The sequence below is a fragment of the Jidongwangia harbinensis genome (assembly GCF_020216025.1).
Taxonomy (GTDB): Bacteria; Actinomycetota; Actinomycetes; order Mycobacteriales; family Micromonosporaceae; genus Actinoplanes; species Actinoplanes harbinensis.
Genome location: NZ_JAIWNC010000008.1, coordinates 159,110 through 173,733, shown reverse-complemented (window position 1 = coordinate 173,733; position 14,624 = coordinate 159,110). Strand labels below are relative to the sequence as shown.

The following is a 14,624-nucleotide window of genomic DNA, read 5'->3' as shown; positions in this document are numbered from 1 at the left end:
AGGGTGCATAACAGACCAAACCGTACGCCGGACCGACGATCGTCACCCGCCCGCGTACGCTGGCGCAGGTGAGTCGCCGCACCCAGCTACGCATCTTGAAGGATGCGGCCGCCGCCGCACGCGCGGAAGAGGTCCATCTCGACTTCCCCCGGGAATGGATCGAGTTCACCGACCCCGCCGACGACCAGCATCTGGTCCGCGCCGACCTGACCTGGCTGCTGTCCCGGTGGACCTGTGTCTACGGCACCGCCTGCCACGGCATCGTGGCCGGCCGGGCGGAGGACGGCTGCTGCTCGCACGGCGCCTTCTTCACCGACGCCGACGACGAGAACCGGGTCAAGGCCGCCGCCGCCACGCTCACCCCGGAGACCTGGCAGCACTACCGGCGCGGCTTCAAGAACTACACCGAGATGGACACCATCGACGGTGCCAAACCCGCCCGGCGCACCGCGGTGCAGCGGAAGGACGGCCCGTGCGTGTTCCTCAACGACACCGACTTCGTCGGCGGTGGCGGGTGCGCGCTGCACGCGCAGGCGCTGCGGGACGGCGTCCACCCGCTCAAGTACAAGCCGGACGTCTGCTGGCAGCTCCCGGTGCGCCGGGAGCAGGACTGGATCAAACGCCCCGACGGTACGAAGGTCCTGCAGTCCACGCTCAGCGAGTTCGACCGGCGCGGCTGGGGCCCCGGCGGCCACGACCTGGACTGGTGGTGCACGTCGTCACCGGACGCGCACGTGGGCAGTGAGCCGATGTTCCGCTCGTACGCTCCGGAGCTGATCGCTCTGATCGGCCAGGACGCCTACGACCGGCTGGCCGAACTGTGCGAGGCCCGCCTGGCCGCCGGCATCGTGGCCGAGCACCCGGCCACGGTGAAGGCCCGCGCCAAGGCCGCACCGGTGAAGCGCGGCGGCCGCGAACCCGCCACCCCGCCCACCGCCTGACCCCGGGGCGCAGGTCCGGTCACGGCTCGAACTTGTAGCCCAGCCCCCGCACCGTGACGATGTACCGGGGCGCGGACGGCTCGGGTTCGACCTTGGAGCGCAGCCGCTTCACGTGCACGTCCAGCGTCTTGGTGTCGCCGACGTAGTCGGCACCCCACACCCGGTCGATCAGCTGCCCCCGGGTCAGCACCCGGCCGGCGTTGCGCAGCAGCAGTTCCAGCAGCTCGAACTCCTTGAGCGGCAACTGCACCGACGAGCCGTCCACCGTGACGACGTGCCGTTCCACGTCCATCCGGACCGGGCCGGCGGCCAGCGTGGGCGTGGTCACCTCGGCCACGTCGGCGCCCTGCCGGCGCAGCACGGCACGGATCCGGGCGACCAGTTCGCGCGGCGAGTACGGCTTGGTGACGTAGTCGTCGGCACCGATCTCCAGGCCGACCACCTTGTCGATCTCGCTGTCCCGGGCGGTGACCATGATGATCGGTACGGCCGAGCGTTGCCGCAGCTGGCGACAGACCTCGGTGCCGGACATCTCGGGGAGCATGAGGTCGAGCAGGACGATGTCGGCGCCGGTCCGGTCGAACTGGGTGAGCGCCGAGGTTCCGGTCGGGGCGACCGAGACCTCGAAGCCCTCCTTGCGCAGCATGTATGACAAGGCGTCGGAGAACGACTCCTCATCCTCCACCACGAGAACGCGGGCCACTAGGTTTCCTTTCGTGTGCGCTTATGCGCCGGACTCGATCTCAATCGCCGCCGGTAACGGCAGCGGGGCTTCCGGGGGACGCGCCGGTAGGCGCAAGGTGAACGTCGAGCCACCACCCAGTGTGCTCGACACGGTGACGCGACCGCCGTGGTTGGTCGCGATGTGCTTGACGATGGCCAGCCCGAGTCCGGTGCCGCCGGTGGAGCGGGAACGGGCCTGGTCGGCGCGGTAGAAACGTTCGAAGATCCGGTCGACGTCGTGTGGGGCGATGCCGATGCCCTGGTCCGCGACGTCGATCTCGATCCAGTCGTCGTCGGCGCGCATGGTCAGCGACACGGTGGTGCCTTCGCCGGAGTAGGCGATGGCGTTCTCCACCAGGTTGGTGACGGCGGTGGCGATCTGGCTGTCGCTGCCGTACACGGTGGCGCCGCGCGGCCCGGTGTAGAGCACCTCGATGGTCTTGGCCGACGCGGTGGTGCGGGTGCGGTCGACGACCTCGGCGATGACCCAGTCCAGCGCGATGGGTTCCGGGGTGGGCAGCGGTTCGGCGCCCTGCAGGCGGGTCAGTTCGAGCAGTTCGTTGACGAGCCGGCCCATCCGCGCGGACTCGTGGTGGATGCGTTCGGCGAAGCGGCGCGCGGCCAGCAGATCCTCGGAGGTCTCCTCGTCGGGCTTGGGCACGGCGGTCACGTCGGTCGCGTCGAGCAGGGCCTCGGCGAGGAGTTGCAGCGCGCCGATGGGTGTCTTCAGTTCGTGGCTGACGTTGGCGACGAAGTCCCGGCGGACCCGGGCGAGCCGGTGCGACTCGGTGACGTCGGCGGCCTCGACGGCGACGTGGGTGGTGTTCAGCGCGACGGCCCGCAGGTGCAGGCCGAGCGGCGCCTGTGCGCCACCCCCGCGACCGCGGGGCAGGTCCAGCTCGACTTCGCGGCGCACGCCGGTGCGACGGACCTGACCGGCGAGGGTACGCAGGATGGGGTGGGCCGCGATGGTGCCGGGCGCGCCGCCGGACCGCAGCAGACCCATGGCGCGGGCGGCCGGGTTGACGAGGACGGGGTGGTCGTCGGCGTCCAGCACCACGACGCCGACGCGCAGCGAGTCGAGGCTCTTGCGGCCGAGCCCTTTGAGCGCGGGCTTGCCGTCGGGCTGCTTGGCGTCCGTGTCGATGGCGCGTCCTCCCTTGGGCTTCGGCGACGCGGCGGGCGGGGTCGCACGGGGGGCGGTGCGGATGCGGGCGACCGTCAGGCCTGCCCCGACGCCGATGGCGAGGGCGGCCAGGAGGCCGACACCGTAAACCCAGTCCACGAGGCGATCGTAGGGTCATTGTTTACCTGGACAGGAATTCAATCGAGACATATCGGGCCTACGTCGAGCAATGTTCACCATCGCGCCCGGCGTCGTTCACCGCCGTTCACGTCGAGGCCGCCGCGCCGACCTAGCCTTGGCCCATCAGGCCGGGCCCGGGACGGGCCGGCCCCGAGCCGGTTGAGGACGACGACATGCGCGAGGAGTTTCAGGCCGACCTCAACGAGGTCAGTCGCCTGTTGGTGACGATGGCGGAGTCGGTGCGCGCGGCGATGCGCAAGGCGACCACCGCGCTGCTGACCGCCGACATCGAGGCGGCCCGGGCGGTGATGGCGCGCGACGCCGAGGTGGACGCGCTCTACGCGCAGGTGGAGACGAAGGTCGCGGACACCATCGCCCGGCAGGCGCCGGTGGCGTCGGACCTGCGCAAGGTCATCACCGCGCTGCACATCTCGGCCGACCTGGAACGGATGGGCGATCTCGCGGAGCACGTGGCGAAGACCGCGCAGCGGCGGCATCCGTCGCCGGCCGTGCCGGCCGAGCTGCGTCCGGTGTTCCGGGAGATGGCCGACGCCGGTGAGCGGATGGCCGAGAAGATCATCACGCTGCTGGCGCGGCCCGACGCCGGCCTGGCGGCGGAGCTGGAGAAGGACGACGACGCCATGGACGACCTGGAGCGGGACCTGTTCAAGGTGCTGCTGCACGACGACTGGCCGTACGGCGCGGAGACCGCGATCGACGGGGCGCTGCTGGGCCGCTTCTACGAGCGGTACGCCGACCACGCGGTGAACGTGGGCGAGCAGATGATCTACCTGATCACCGGGGAACCGGCCGGCAATCGGGGGTGACGGGCTCCGGGGCGCCACGGGGGCGCCCCGGACCCGTGCCGGTCAACGACCCTGGTTGGCCACGGCGGCCGCGGCTTCCTTGGCGGCGTCCGGGTCGAGGTACGTCCCGCCCGCGGTGACCGGGCGGAGGTTCTCGTCGAGGTCGTAGCGCAGCGGGATCCCGGTGGGGATGTTGAGCTTGGCGATCGCCTCGTCGGAGATCTGGTCCAGGTGCTTGACGATGGCGCGCAGCGAGTTGCCGTGCGCGGCCACCAGCACGGTGTGCCCGGCACGCAGATCCGGCACCACCGCGTCGTACCAGTACGGCAGCGCGCGCAGCAGCACGTCCTTGAGGCACTCGGTGCGCGGCTTGATCTCCGGCGGCAGCGCGGCGTACCGCGCGTCGTGGAACTGCGAGTACTCGTCGTTCTCGTCGATCGGCGGCGGCGGCGTGTCGTACGACCGGCGCCAGAGCATGAACTGCTCCTCGCCGTACTCCTGCAGGGTCTGCTTCTTGTCCTTGCCCTGCAGGGCGCCGTAGTGCCGCTCGTTCAGGCGCCACGACCGGCGCACCGGGATCCAGTGCCGGTCCGCGGCGTGCAGCGCCAGCTCGGTGGTCCGGATCGCGCGGCGCAGCACGCTGGTGTGCACCACGTCGGGGAGCAGCCCGGTCTCACGCAGCAGCTCGCCGCCGCGGCGGGCCTCGGCCTCACCCTTCGGGGTCAGGTCGACGTCGACCCAGCCGGTGAAGAGGTTCTTGGCGTTCCATTCGCTTTCACCGTGCCGCAGCAGCACCAAGGTCCCAGTCATGCCTCCCATCCTGCCGCAAGACGCTGACCTGCGTGCGCGGGACCCTCGGTGGCGACCACCACGTGGAAATCGGGCTGCGGGCACCCATCCCGGTCACTACGTTGTAAGGCAGCTAAGGCATGGCGGTGCTTACGGGGGTGCGCGGTGCGGGGTTGGTTGCGGCAGGCCGCGGGTGGACTTCCGCGGACGTTCTGGCTGCTCTGGACCGGCACACTGATCAACCGCCTGGGCGCCTTCGTGGTCATCTTCCTGGCCATCTACCTGACCGGGGAGCGCGGGTTCAGCCAGAGCGAGGCCGGCCTGGTGATCGGCCTGTACGGCGCCGGCGGCGCGATCGGCACCATGGTGGGCGGCGTGCTGGCCGACCGGTGGGGCCGGCGCCCCACGCTGTTGACCGCCCAGTTCGGTGCCGCCACGCTGATGGTCTGCCTGGGCCTCGCCGACGACTACCGGGAGATCGTCGCGGCCGCGTTCCTGCTCGGCATCTTCGCCGACGGGGTCCGGCCGGCGTTCTCCGCCATGATGATCGACGTCGTGCCGGAGCGGGACCGCGTCCGGGCGTACTCGCTGAACTACTGGGCGATCAACCTGGGCTTCGCGGTCGCCTCGGTCAGCGCGGGCCTGGCCGCCCAGGTCGACTACCTGCTGCTGTTCCTGGTGGACGCGGGCACGACACTGATCACCGCGCTGATCAGCCTGATCTTCCTGGCCGAGACCAGCCCGGCACGGCCGGCCGGGCAACGGGCCGCCGGATCCGCCTCGCGGGCCGCCGGATCCGCCTCGCGGGCCGGCCTCGGCACCGTGTTCCGCGACCGCGTCTTCATCGGTTTCCTGCTGCTCAACCTGGGCGCGGTGCTGGTGATGTTCCAGCACATGTCGACGCTGCCGATCGCGATGAGCGCGGACGGCCTGGGCCCGGCCACGTTCGGCGGGGTGATCGCGGTGAACGGCGTGCTGATCGTCGCCGGCCAGCTCTTCATCCCCCGCCTCATCGCCGGGCACGACCGGTCCCGGGTGCTGTCGCTGGCCACCCTGATCGTCGGGATCGGCTTCGGCCTGGTGGCGTTCGCGGACAGCGCCTGGTTCTTCGCGGTGACCGTGGTCATCTGGACGCTCGGCGAGATGCTCCAGTCGCCGTCGAACTCGGCACTGATCGCGGAGCTGTCGCCGGCCGCACTGCGCGGGCGCTACCAGGGGGTGAGTTCGCTGTCCTGGGCGGCCGGCGCGGCGCTGGCCCCGATCACCGGGGGGTTCGTCCAGGAGCATCTGGGCGACGCCACGCTGTGGTTGGGTTGCGCGGGGCTGGGCGCGGCGGTGGCGCTGGCCCAGCTGCTGTCCGGACCGGCCCGGGAACGCCGGATCGCCGCGCTGCGCGCGACGGAGTCCGCACCCGCCGGCGCGGTGACGACGCTGGCGGCGAACGCCGCGCCCGGAGCCGCGGACACACCGGTCGCCGGAGCGGCACCCGTCCCCTCGCCGGTCATCCCGCCACCGACGGTTGCCGAGCCCGTCGCCGAGCCGGTCGCCCGTGGTGGCCGCTCGGCCCGGGACGCTCGTGGTGCCCACTCGGCCCTGGCCGCTCGTGGTGACCACTCGGCCCGGAACGCTCGCGGTGCCCACTCGGCGCCGGACGCTCGCGGTGGCCACTCGGCCCGGAACGCTCGTGGTGACCGCTCGGCGCCAGACGAGTGAAACGGCAGATCTCGCCTGAACCGACTGTGGCGGGCACGATTCGCCCCCGCATTCCCGACGCCAATGTTTCGACTGTGTTTCAGAACGCAGAATGCATAGGGGAAACGACCGGGCCGGACGCAGAATCGGTGAGCAGCGAAGTCGGTGCCGAAAGGCCCACAAACGAAAGCGCCGGCGGCGGCGGACGACGCCCATCCCCATAGGCGTCGCCCGCACATACCGCCGGTCTCGGGTCGCACCGTCCCCCAACGGTTGTTGCCACCCGTCCCCAAACGCCGAACCGCGGCAACCGCAATGCGGCTGGCCCGTTCCCCGAACTAACGGTTCGTCGTCTATCGACCACGCTAGTTGGGGCGGTCAAGGCTTACAAGCCAGTTGGCTGTCTGCCATCTGTCTGAACCGTCACAGCTGACCGAACGGACTACTCGTCCGGATTTTCAAGTTGGAAGAAGTTGCTGCGCTTTCCGCCCGACTGCTTCTCCTGAAAGATGAAGTTCAGGCGGCGCTTGTCGAACGCCTCGAACCAGTCGTCCCAGCTGACTTCGGTCAACCGGTCGCCGGAGTAGCCCGGGAAGTCCAGCCGCAGCACGCCGAGGTGACCGTCGTGCTCGGTGCCCGCCACGGTGGCCGGCACCGCCTTGCGGGCACTGGCCCACCTGCGGATGACCTCGTGGTCCGTGGTGACCAGGCTGCGGCCGGCCCGCTCCGGACGGTCCTCGGTGGACCGGATCTCCTGCGCGTACTTCAGCGAGTCGGACGTCTTCTTCCCGGTCCGCTTGCCGCCGGACGCCTTCGCGGATCTCGCGGCGCTCGACTTCGGTGCGCCCGACTTGGCCGAGGCGGACGTCGCCTTGGCCGAGGCGGACTTCGACTTCGCCGGGCCGGCGCCGCTGACCGAGGCCTTGATGAGCTTCTTCACCAGCTCCGGCTTCTTCAGGTCGGCCGTGCCCTTCACACCGCGGCTCTTCAGCTCGCGGCGCAGGTCGTCCACCTTCATCCGGGCGATCTTGCTCTCGTCCACGTCCGGGGTGTTCGGGGTGTCGTTGCGACCGGTCGGATTCTTGGCCGCGCTCCTCCGCCCGGACTTGGTGCTGCTGACCGAGGCCTTGATCAGCTTCTTCACCAGCTCCGGCTTCTTCAGGTCGGCCGTACCCTTAACACCGCGGCTCTTCAGCTCGCGGCGCAGGTCGTCCACCTTCATCCGGGCGATCTTGCTCTCGTCCACATCCGGGGTGTTCGGGGTGTCGTTGCGACTGGTCTTGGTTGCGGCCATGCGGTTCACCCTCTCGGTGATCGGTCGGGGGTCCTTCACCGATCCCTTACCCGTAGTGATCGGGACTACTCGCGCGGACGCTCGGCCAGATGCGCGAACGCCTGCAGGTTCGCCGTCGACTCACCGCGCTTGACCCGCCAGTCCCACTCGCGGCGGATGGCGGTGCCGAACCCGATCTCCAGCATCGTGTCGAACGACTCGTCGGCGTAGGTCAGCACCGAGCCGAGCAGCCGGTCCAACTCCTCCTCGTCCAGCCCGCGCAGCGCGACCCGGCCGGTGAGATAGACGTCACCGGCGGCGTCGATGGAGAACGCCACGGCGTACATCCGGGCGTTGCGCCGCAGCAGCCAGGCCCACAGCTCCTCGCGGTTCTCGTCCGGCTGGCGCATCACGAACGCCTCGATGCGCAGCGCGTGCTCGCCGACGATCAGATTGCAGACCGTCTTGAGCTTGTGCGTGCCGGGCAGGGTGACCGCGTACGACGCGTCGCCGATGGGCTCGCAGGGCAGTTCCCGCTCGGCGCAGACGCGTTCGATCAGGTCGGTCACCATGCGTACGCCTCCAGCCGGGCCCCGATCAGTGCGCGGTGCTCGGTCACCGCCTCACGGTAGACCCGTAGCAGCCCCTCGGCCGTCCGGTCCCAGGAGAAGTCGGCGGCGTGCGCCACCGCACCGGCGGACAGCTCGGCCCGGAACCCGGGCGCGGCCAGCAGCCGGTCCAGCACCCGGGCCCAGTCGCGCGGGTCGTGCCCGTCGACCAGTACCCCGCTGATCCCGTCCCGCACCGCGGTGACCAGACCGCCCACGGCGGCGGCCACCACCGGCGTACCGCAGGCCTGTGCCTCCAGCGCGACCAGGCCGAACGACTCGTTGTGCGACGGCACCGCGACCAGGTCGGCGGCGCGGTACAGCGCCGCCAGGTCGTCGCCGGTCTGCGGCGGCAGGAAACGCACCGCGTCGGTCACGCCGAGCGCGTCGGCCAGCTCGATCAGCGAGGTCGGCCGGTCCAGGCCGCTGCCGCTGGGCCCGCCGCAGATGACCGCGGTGACCGCCATTCCGGGGTTCCGGCGGCGCAGCTCGGCGAGCGCGGTGAGCAGCACGTCCGGGCCCTTGAGCGGCTGGATCCGGCCGACGAACGCCACCACGAAGCCGCGCTCCGGCAGCCCGAGCCGGCGCCGGTCGGCCACGCCCGGGCGGAAGCGGCCGAGATCCACCCCAGGCTGCACCACGGTCAGCCGGGACGGGTCGGCGTCATAGCTGGTGACCAGGTCCTGCGCCTCGAACCGGGTGTTCGCGACCAGGCGGTCCGCCTCCGCGGTCACCTGTTCCTCGCCGATCACCCGGGCCTTGGGTTCGGGCCGGTCGCCCTCGGCGATGAACCGGTTCTTCACCTTGGCGAGGGTGTGCGCGGTGTGTACCAGCGGCACGCCCCAGCGGTCCCGGGCCAGCCAGCCGACCTGGCCGGACATCCAGTAGTGCGAGTGGATGAGGTCGTAGTGGCCGGGCGGCTGCGCGGCCTCGGCCCGGAGCACGCCGTTGGTGAACGCACACAGCTGGGACGGCAGATCCTCCTTCGACAGCCCCTCGAACGGGCCGGCGGTGACGTGCCGCACCTGTACGCCGGGGGCCATCTCCACGATCGGGGGCAGCTCGCTGCCGGTGGCCCGGGTGAAGATCTCCACCTCGACACCACGCGCGGCCAGCCGCTTGGACACCTCGACGATGTAGACGTTCATGCCGCCGGCGTCGCCGGTGCCCGGCTGTTCCAGGGGCGACGTGTGCACCGACAGTGTGGCCATCCGCCGAGGGGTGGGCCAGGGCCCGGCAGCCGGCAGCTCAGCCACGTTCGTGTCCTTCCGAAAGGGGGAAACGTAACGTTCAACCGTTACGCCGCCGTTCATCTTCCCCACTCGGCGTGACTGAATCCATGGCCGTCTTCCCAGGGGTGATGCAGCTCTCTTCCGCCGTACGGCAGGATTCAGACATGGTGCAGAACATCGCCGTGGTCACCGGCGCATCGAGTGGCATCGGCGCGGCCACGGCACGCCGGCTGGCGCGGGACGGATTCCACGTGGTCGCGGCGGCCCGCCGCCTGGACCGCCTGGACGAACTGGTCAACGAGATCGGCAACGCCACGCCGGTGCGCTGCGACGTCACCGACGACGCGGCGGTGACCCGGCTGGCCGAGACGGTCGCCGGTCTGGCCGGTTCACTCACGCTGCTGGTGAACAACGCGGGCGGCGCCCGCGGGGTGGATCCGGTCGCGGCCGGGTCGGTCCGGGACTGGCAATGGATGTACGACGTGAACGTGCTCGGCACGCTGCGCGTCACCAAGGCGCTGCTGCCCGCGCTGGAGGCCAGTGGCGCCGGCACGGTCGTGACGATGGGCTCCACCGCCGCGTTCACGGTGTACGAGGGCGGCGGAGGCTACACCGCGGCCAAGCACGCGCAGGGCGCCCTGGTCGGCACGTTGCGCCTGGAGCTCGTCGGCAGGCCGGTGCGGGTGATCGAGATCGACCCGGGCATGGTGCGCACCGACGAGTTCGCGCTGAACCGGATGGACGGCGACCGGGCCAAGGCCGACGCGGTGTACGCGGGCGTGCGGGAGCCGCTGACCGCCGAGGACATCGCCGAGTGCGTGGCGTGGTGCGCCGGGCGCCCGCAGCACGTCAACATCGACCGTCTGGTGGTGCGGCCGATCGCCCAGGCCGCGCAGCACAAGGTGCACCGCGAGCTGTAGCGCCGATGAAACCACTCGGTGCGGTCACCCGGGGCACCACCAACCCGAACCGGTTGCGCCGCGTCGACAACTGGATCGCCTACCGCTGTGGTGATCTGCTGGCGGCCGCCGCCGTACCCCTGGTGATCGATCTGGGTTTCGGCGCCACGCCGGTGACCGCGGTGGAACTGCGGGCCCGGCTCGCCGCCGCGGTACGCCCGGACGTCGCGGTGGTCGGCCTGGAGATCGATCCGGCCCGGGTGGCCGCCGCCCAGCCGGCCGCGGACCCGCCGCTGCTGGTGTTCCGGCGCGGCGGCTTCGAGCTGGCCGGGCTGCGGCCGGTGGTGGTGCGCGCGTGCAACGTGCTGCGCCAGTACGCCGAGGACCAGGTGGCGGACGCCTGGCGGACGATGACCGCGACCGGCGCCGTGCTGGTCGAGGGCACCTGCGACGAGCTGGGCCGCGTCGCCACCTGGGCATACGTCGAGGCCGGTGCACCACGGACGCTGACCCTCTCGGCCCGGCTGTCCGATCTGGACCATCCCGCCACGTTCGCGGAGCGGCTGCCGAAGGCGCTGATCCACCACAACGTGCCCGGCGAACCGGTCCACGACCTGCTCGCCGCGCTGGGCCGCGCGTGGGACGCCGCGGCCACCCCGTTCGGGCCGCGGCAACGCTGGCTGGCGACGGTGCGCCGGCTGCGGGACGAGGGCCGGACCGTCCACGACGGACCGTCCCGGTGGCGGCGCGGGGAGCTCACCGTGCCCTGGCCCGGCACGGCGGCGGGCCGGCCCGCCTGAGGCGGACCGGCCCGGTGACAGTGGACGGTCAGCGCCGGACGGTGACGTTGAACATCGGGTCGGCGGCGATCGCCCGGAACGCGGTGAGGCTGCCCGGGGTCGAGTTCACCGCGATGTTGCGGTCGCCCTCGTTGTCGGAGGCGGTGTCGAAGTAGACCACGGCCTTGATCTGCGGGTGGGCCTTGACCACCGGGACCACGGTCTGGAACGCGGGCGCCTTGTCGGTCGGGTACGCCACCCGGTGGTACATGCCCCACTCCGCCACCATCACCGGCTTGGCCGGGTGGGCGGTGGCCGCCCAGTCGTACCAGCTGGTGCCGCCGCCGGTCGGCCGGCGGTGGAGCAGGTCGTACATGTCGCCGTAGTGGTAGTAGCCCTTCTCCACGCTGACGTAGGAGTCCAGGCCGAGCCAGTCCACCACGTCGTCGCCCGGGTACAGGTCCTTCCACCAGGACTGCGCCATCCACTTCTCGTTGCCCATGTAGGCGAGGACGTTGACCGCGTTCGTCACGCCGTTGGCCCGCAGCCGCTGGATCACGTGGCGGTACATGGCGGCGTAGTCCTTGGCGGTCATGCCCGAACCGGCGGTCGGGTTGACGTCGTTCTCCGGCTCGTGGTGCAGCGCCAGGAAGAACTTCTCCCGGTAGTTGGCCTTGACGTACGTGCTCCAGTTGTCGATCCGCGCGTTCTGCGCGCCCGCGGCCACCTTGGCCCAGGTGGTGTTGTACGCGACCTTCCAGTTGAGCAGCAGCACCCGCGGCTTCGCCGGATCGCGGGACATCGCGATCTCCGAGCTGGTCGGGAACTTCTCGTCGCCCTTGTGGTAGGTGTGGAAGATCGACGCGGTCCGGCCGGTGAGCGCCTCCCATTCCTTCAGTGCCTGGTCGCGCGGGGTGCTGGTGAAGCCGCCGGCGGCCGCTCCCCAGAGCACGCCACAGGTCGGCACGAGGAGGGCGTCGGTGACGCACGCCGGCGGTACCGGCGGGGTCGACGGGACGGGGACGGTGGTCGCCGCGCGGGTGTAGGTCAGCGCCAGCTCCGGCCCGCCGGTGGTGGCGGCGCCGTACTCGACGGCGCGCAGCCGGGTCACCGCCGTGGTGGCGGCCGACTTCAGCGCGAACGAGTACGTGCCCGGCTTCTTCACCCACTTCGACACGTCGAACCGCAGCACCGTGTCGGTGGTCTTCGGGGTGAGGGTGGCGATGGCCGCGGACATCGCCGGCGCGTTCGCCGCGGTGATCCGGCCCTCCGACCAGGATCCGGTGACCGGGTGCAGGCTGAGCCTCGCGGCCACCGGGCGGCTCTCCAGCGGCAGCTTGAGCACGGCACCGGTGACCGTGGCGCCGCTGGGCAGCGCGCCGGTCGCGAACGTCACATAGGACAGTCGGGTCTCGCTGCCGGTGCGGCCCACCACGAGCTTGTCCGCGGCGCCGAAGTTGCCGGTCCGGCGGACGCTGGAGGTGTAGGCGTCGTCGCGGGCGTACACGGTCTTCGATCCGGTGACCGCGGCCGCGTCGGCGGGCCCGGCGACCGCGAGGCCCGAGGTCACCGCCGCACCGGTCAGTGCTGCTCCGATGAGTCGACGTCTGGCGCCCATGCTCGTCCCCCTGCGTGTCCCGTGATCGCTTGTTTCCTCACGATCGGGACGGCCGGGTGCCGGGCCGGACTCCGTTGCGGTGCAGAACAGGTGCCCATGACAGACGCCGCCGGCCCGTCAGGGCCGGCGGCGCCGGAAGCAGAGGTGGAGGCGGTTATCCGGTGGGCGCCGCCCGCTGGGCGATCACCGCGCGGAGCGCGTCGATCAGCAGTTCCGAGGTGAACGGCTTCTTCACCAGCAGGGCGTCGTCGTCGATCAGCCCCTTGGTCACCGCGATGTCCTTGGGCAGCCCGGAGATGTAGACCACGCCCATCGCCGGCCGCAGCTGCGTCGCGGTCCGGGACAGCTCGCCGCCGGACACTCCCGGCAGGCCGAGGTCGGTGACCAGCACGTCGATGTCACCGGGGTGTTCCCGGCAGGCCGTGATCGCCTCGTCGGAGTCGCCCGCCACCAGCGTGGAGAACCCGCGACGTTCCAGCATGCGCCGCATGATGTCGCGGAGATCTTCCTCGTCGTCGACGACGAGGACGGTCGGACGGTCCGCTTCGCCCTCCGACATGGGCCCTCCCTCGGTCCGTGGCTGCTGCTAAGACCACGCTATCGGGACCCGGCCCGGAAAGGACTGCTTTTACCACATAACGTCTGACTGCTCAGCGCCGTGCGGACGCCGGGACCCGGTTCAGCCAGGCGCTGCAGAGCAATCGGTTCGGCGAGTCGGCACCCCGCCTGACCACCCGGTTCGGCACGGCGTTGGCCACCACGGCGTCCCGGACGGCCTTCGGGGCGTACCCCGGGTGGGCGCCGAGCACCAGCGCGGCCACGCCGGCCACGTGCGGCGACGCCATCGAGGTACCGCTCATCAGGACCACTCCGGTGTCGGACTTCGACGAGGCGGACCCGATCCGGGCACCGGGCGCGAACAGGTCCAGGCATCTGCCGTGGTTGGAGAACGCGGCCCGGGCGTCGGTGCTGTCCGTGGCGCCCACCGTGATCGCTTCCGGGGTACGGGCCGGCGACTGCGTGCAGGCGTCCCGGGCCTCGTTGCCGGCCGCGACCGCGTAGGTGATGCCGGCCGCGATCGACCGCCGCACCGCGTCGTCCAGAGCCTTGCTGCCGCCGCCGCCGAGGCTCATGTTGGCCACCGCGGGCCGGGTCGCGTTCCGGGTGACCCAGTCCACGCCCGCGATGATCGTCGAGTACGACCCGCTGCCCCGGCAGTCCAGCACCCGTACGCCGACCAGCCGGACGTCCTTGGCCACGCCGTACGTCCGGCCGCCGATCGTGCCGGCGACGTGGGTGCCGTGTCCGTTGCAGTCGTTGGCGACGGGATCGGAGTCGATGAAGTCGTAACCGTTCCGGGCCCGGCCGCCGAATTCGGTGTGCCCGATCCGGATCCCGGTGTCCAGCACGTACGCCGTGACGTTCGCGGCCGGACGGTAGGTGTAGGACGTGGACAGCGGCAGCGTCGCCTGGTCGATCCGGTCCAGGCCCCAGGCGGGGCCGGCCTGTACGCCGTCGATCCGGACCCGGGCGTCCTGTTCGACGGCCGCGACCGCGGGGTCGGCGGCGAGCCGGCGGGCCGCCGCCGCGGTCATCCGCACGTGGAAGCCCTGCATCGCGGTGCGGTAGACGCCGGCCACCGCACCGCCGTACCGCTGGGCCAGCCGGGTCGAGGCGGAGGTGACCCGGCCGGCGGCGTCCGAACCGGGCCGGAACGTGACGATGTAGCTGTCCCCGATCGCCCCGGGCGCGCCGGCGTTCAGCACGGTGCCGGTCGGCAGTGCCCGCGGTGTGCCCGCCGAGGCGGACCCGGCGGCGCCGGTCACCGCGGCCGCGGCGGCGACGCCGGCGGTCAGCACGAGGCGGGCGGTGCGGCTGCGGCCGTTGGTGCGGATCATGGTCCCCCCGGTTCGGATGCCGGCGATGTCACCCGCGAAGCAGGCATGCCGGACCTCATC

Annotated in this window: 13 protein-coding genes and 1 pseudogene; 5 read left to right on the top strand and 9 right to left on the bottom strand. The window is 71.5% G+C overall.

Features of this window, described 5'->3' with window-relative positions; translation table 11 throughout:
• Window positions 1-68: 68 nt before the first annotated feature.
• A complete protein-coding gene (locus tag LDL48_RS12855; protein ID WP_225255304.1) occupies window positions 69-941 on the top strand; it encodes a DUF3109 family protein in 873 nt (290 codons plus the stop codon).
• 19 nt (window positions 942-960) lie between these two features.
• Here the strand turns inward: LDL48_RS12855 and LDL48_RS12850 are convergent, their stop codons facing one another.
• Entirely contained in the window at window positions 961-1,644 is a 684-nt protein-coding gene (locus tag LDL48_RS12850) for a response regulator (RefSeq protein ID WP_225255303.1), read from the bottom strand.
• A gap of 21 nt (window positions 1,645-1,665) precedes the next feature.
• Window positions 1,666-2,949, bottom strand: coding sequence for a sensor histidine kinase (locus tag LDL48_RS12845; protein ID WP_225255302.1), 1,284 nt, complete (start codon window positions 2,947-2,949; stop codon window positions 1,666-1,668).
• A gap of 194 nt (window positions 2,950-3,143) precedes the next feature.
• Between LDL48_RS12845 and phoU the strand changes: the two genes are divergently transcribed.
• The gene (gene phoU / locus LDL48_RS12840) at window positions 3,144-3,797 is read left to right on the top strand and encodes a phosphate signaling complex protein PhoU (protein WP_225255301.1); all 654 of its coding nucleotides are present in this window, start codon (window positions 3,144-3,146) and stop codon (window positions 3,795-3,797) included.
• A 42-nt stretch (window positions 3,798-3,839) separates the two neighbouring features.
• Here the strand turns inward: phoU and LDL48_RS12835 are convergent, their stop codons facing one another.
• Window positions 3,840-4,595, bottom strand: coding sequence for a phosphoglyceromutase (locus LDL48_RS12835; RefSeq protein ID WP_372472119.1), 756 nt, complete (start codon window positions 4,593-4,595; stop codon window positions 3,840-3,842).
• Window positions 4,596-4,730: 135 nt separating this feature from the next.
• Between LDL48_RS12835 and LDL48_RS12830 the strand changes: the two are divergent.
• Window positions 4,731-6,053, top strand: a pseudogene (locus tag LDL48_RS12830) (MDR family MFS transporter); the annotation flags it as partial.
• Between the two features lie 646 nt (window positions 6,054-6,699).
• Here the strand turns inward: LDL48_RS12830 and LDL48_RS12825 are convergent.
• The 3 genes from LDL48_RS12825 to mshA all read right to left on the bottom strand — a co-directional run bounded on the left by LDL48_RS12825 (window position 6,700) and on the right by mshA (window position 9,349).
• Window positions 6,700-7,551, bottom strand: coding sequence for a hypothetical protein (locus tag LDL48_RS12825; protein WP_225255299.1), 852 nt, complete (start codon window positions 7,549-7,551; stop codon window positions 6,700-6,702).
• 65 nt (window positions 7,552-7,616) lie between these two features.
• Window positions 7,617-8,102, bottom strand: coding sequence for a type III secretion system chaperone family protein (locus LDL48_RS12820; RefSeq protein WP_225255298.1), 486 nt, complete (start codon window positions 8,100-8,102; stop codon window positions 7,617-7,619).
• On the bottom strand, window positions 8,096-9,349 hold the full coding sequence (gene mshA, locus LDL48_RS12815; RefSeq protein WP_225255446.1) for a D-inositol-3-phosphate glycosyltransferase: 1,254 nt from the start codon (window positions 9,347-9,349) through the stop codon (window positions 8,096-8,098). Before mshA ends, LDL48_RS12820 begins: the two co-directional genes overlap by 7 nt.
• Window positions 9,350-9,537: 188 nt before the next feature.
• Here mshA and LDL48_RS12810 point away from each other — a divergent pair, with 188 nt between their 5' ends.
• On the top strand, window positions 9,538-10,290 hold the full coding sequence (locus LDL48_RS12810) for an SDR family oxidoreductase (RefSeq protein WP_225255445.1): 753 nt from the start codon (window positions 9,538-9,540) through the stop codon (window positions 10,288-10,290).
• A gap of 5 nt (window positions 10,291-10,295) precedes the next feature.
• Entirely contained in the window at window positions 10,296-11,069 is a 774-nt protein-coding gene (locus LDL48_RS12805) for a class I SAM-dependent methyltransferase (protein WP_225255297.1), read from the top strand.
• 28 nt (window positions 11,070-11,097) lie between these two features.
• Here the strand turns inward: LDL48_RS12805 and LDL48_RS12800 are convergent, their stop codons facing one another.
• The 3 genes from LDL48_RS12800 to LDL48_RS12790 form a co-directional block, all read right to left on the bottom strand.
• Complete coding sequence (locus LDL48_RS12800; RefSeq protein ID WP_225255296.1) at window positions 11,098-12,666, bottom strand: CBM96 family carbohydrate-binding protein; 1,569 nt, start codon at window positions 12,664-12,666, stop codon at window positions 11,098-11,100.
• A 154-nt stretch (window positions 12,667-12,820) separates the two neighbouring features.
• Window positions 12,821-13,225, bottom strand: coding sequence for a response regulator (locus tag LDL48_RS12795; RefSeq protein WP_225255295.1), 405 nt, complete (start codon window positions 13,223-13,225; stop codon window positions 12,821-12,823).
• Window positions 13,226-13,316: 91 nt separating this feature from the next.
• Window positions 13,317-14,564 carry a S8 family peptidase gene (locus tag LDL48_RS12790; protein ID WP_225255294.1) on the bottom strand — a complete coding sequence of 416 codons (1,248 nt, stop codon included), beginning with the start codon at window positions 14,562-14,564 and terminating at the stop codon, window positions 13,317-13,319.
• Window positions 14,565-14,624 lie beyond the last annotated feature (60 nt).

Coding starts and splice junctions, on each gene's coding strand:
- LDL48_RS12790 (WP_225255294.1), bottom strand. CDS start 14,564: ATGATCCGCACCAACGGCCGCAGCCGCACCGCCCGCCTCGTGCTGACC.
- mshA (WP_225255446.1), bottom strand. CDS start 9,349: ATGGCCACACTGTCGGTGCACACGTCGCCCCTGGAACAGCCGGGCACC.
- LDL48_RS12800 (WP_225255296.1), bottom strand. CDS start 12,666: ATGGGCGCCAGACGTCGACTCATCGGAGCAGCACTGACCGGTGCGGCG.
- LDL48_RS12825 (WP_225255299.1), bottom strand. CDS start 7,551: ATGGCCGCAACCAAGACCAGTCGCAACGACACCCCGAACACCCCGGAT.
- LDL48_RS12835 (WP_372472119.1), bottom strand. CDS start 4,595: ATGGGAGGCATGACTGGGACCTTGGTGCTGCTGCGGCACGGTGAAAGC.
- LDL48_RS12820 (WP_225255298.1), bottom strand. CDS start 8,102: ATGGTGACCGACCTGATCGAACGCGTCTGCGCCGAGCGGGAACTGCCC.
- LDL48_RS12805 (WP_225255297.1), top strand. CDS start 10,296: ATGAAACCACTCGGTGCGGTCACCCGGGGCACCACCAACCCGAACCGG.
- phoU (WP_225255301.1), top strand. CDS start 3,144: ATGCGCGAGGAGTTTCAGGCCGACCTCAACGAGGTCAGTCGCCTGTTG.
- LDL48_RS12795 (WP_225255295.1), bottom strand. CDS start 13,225: ATGTCGGAGGGCGAAGCGGACCGTCCGACCGTCCTCGTCGTCGACGAC.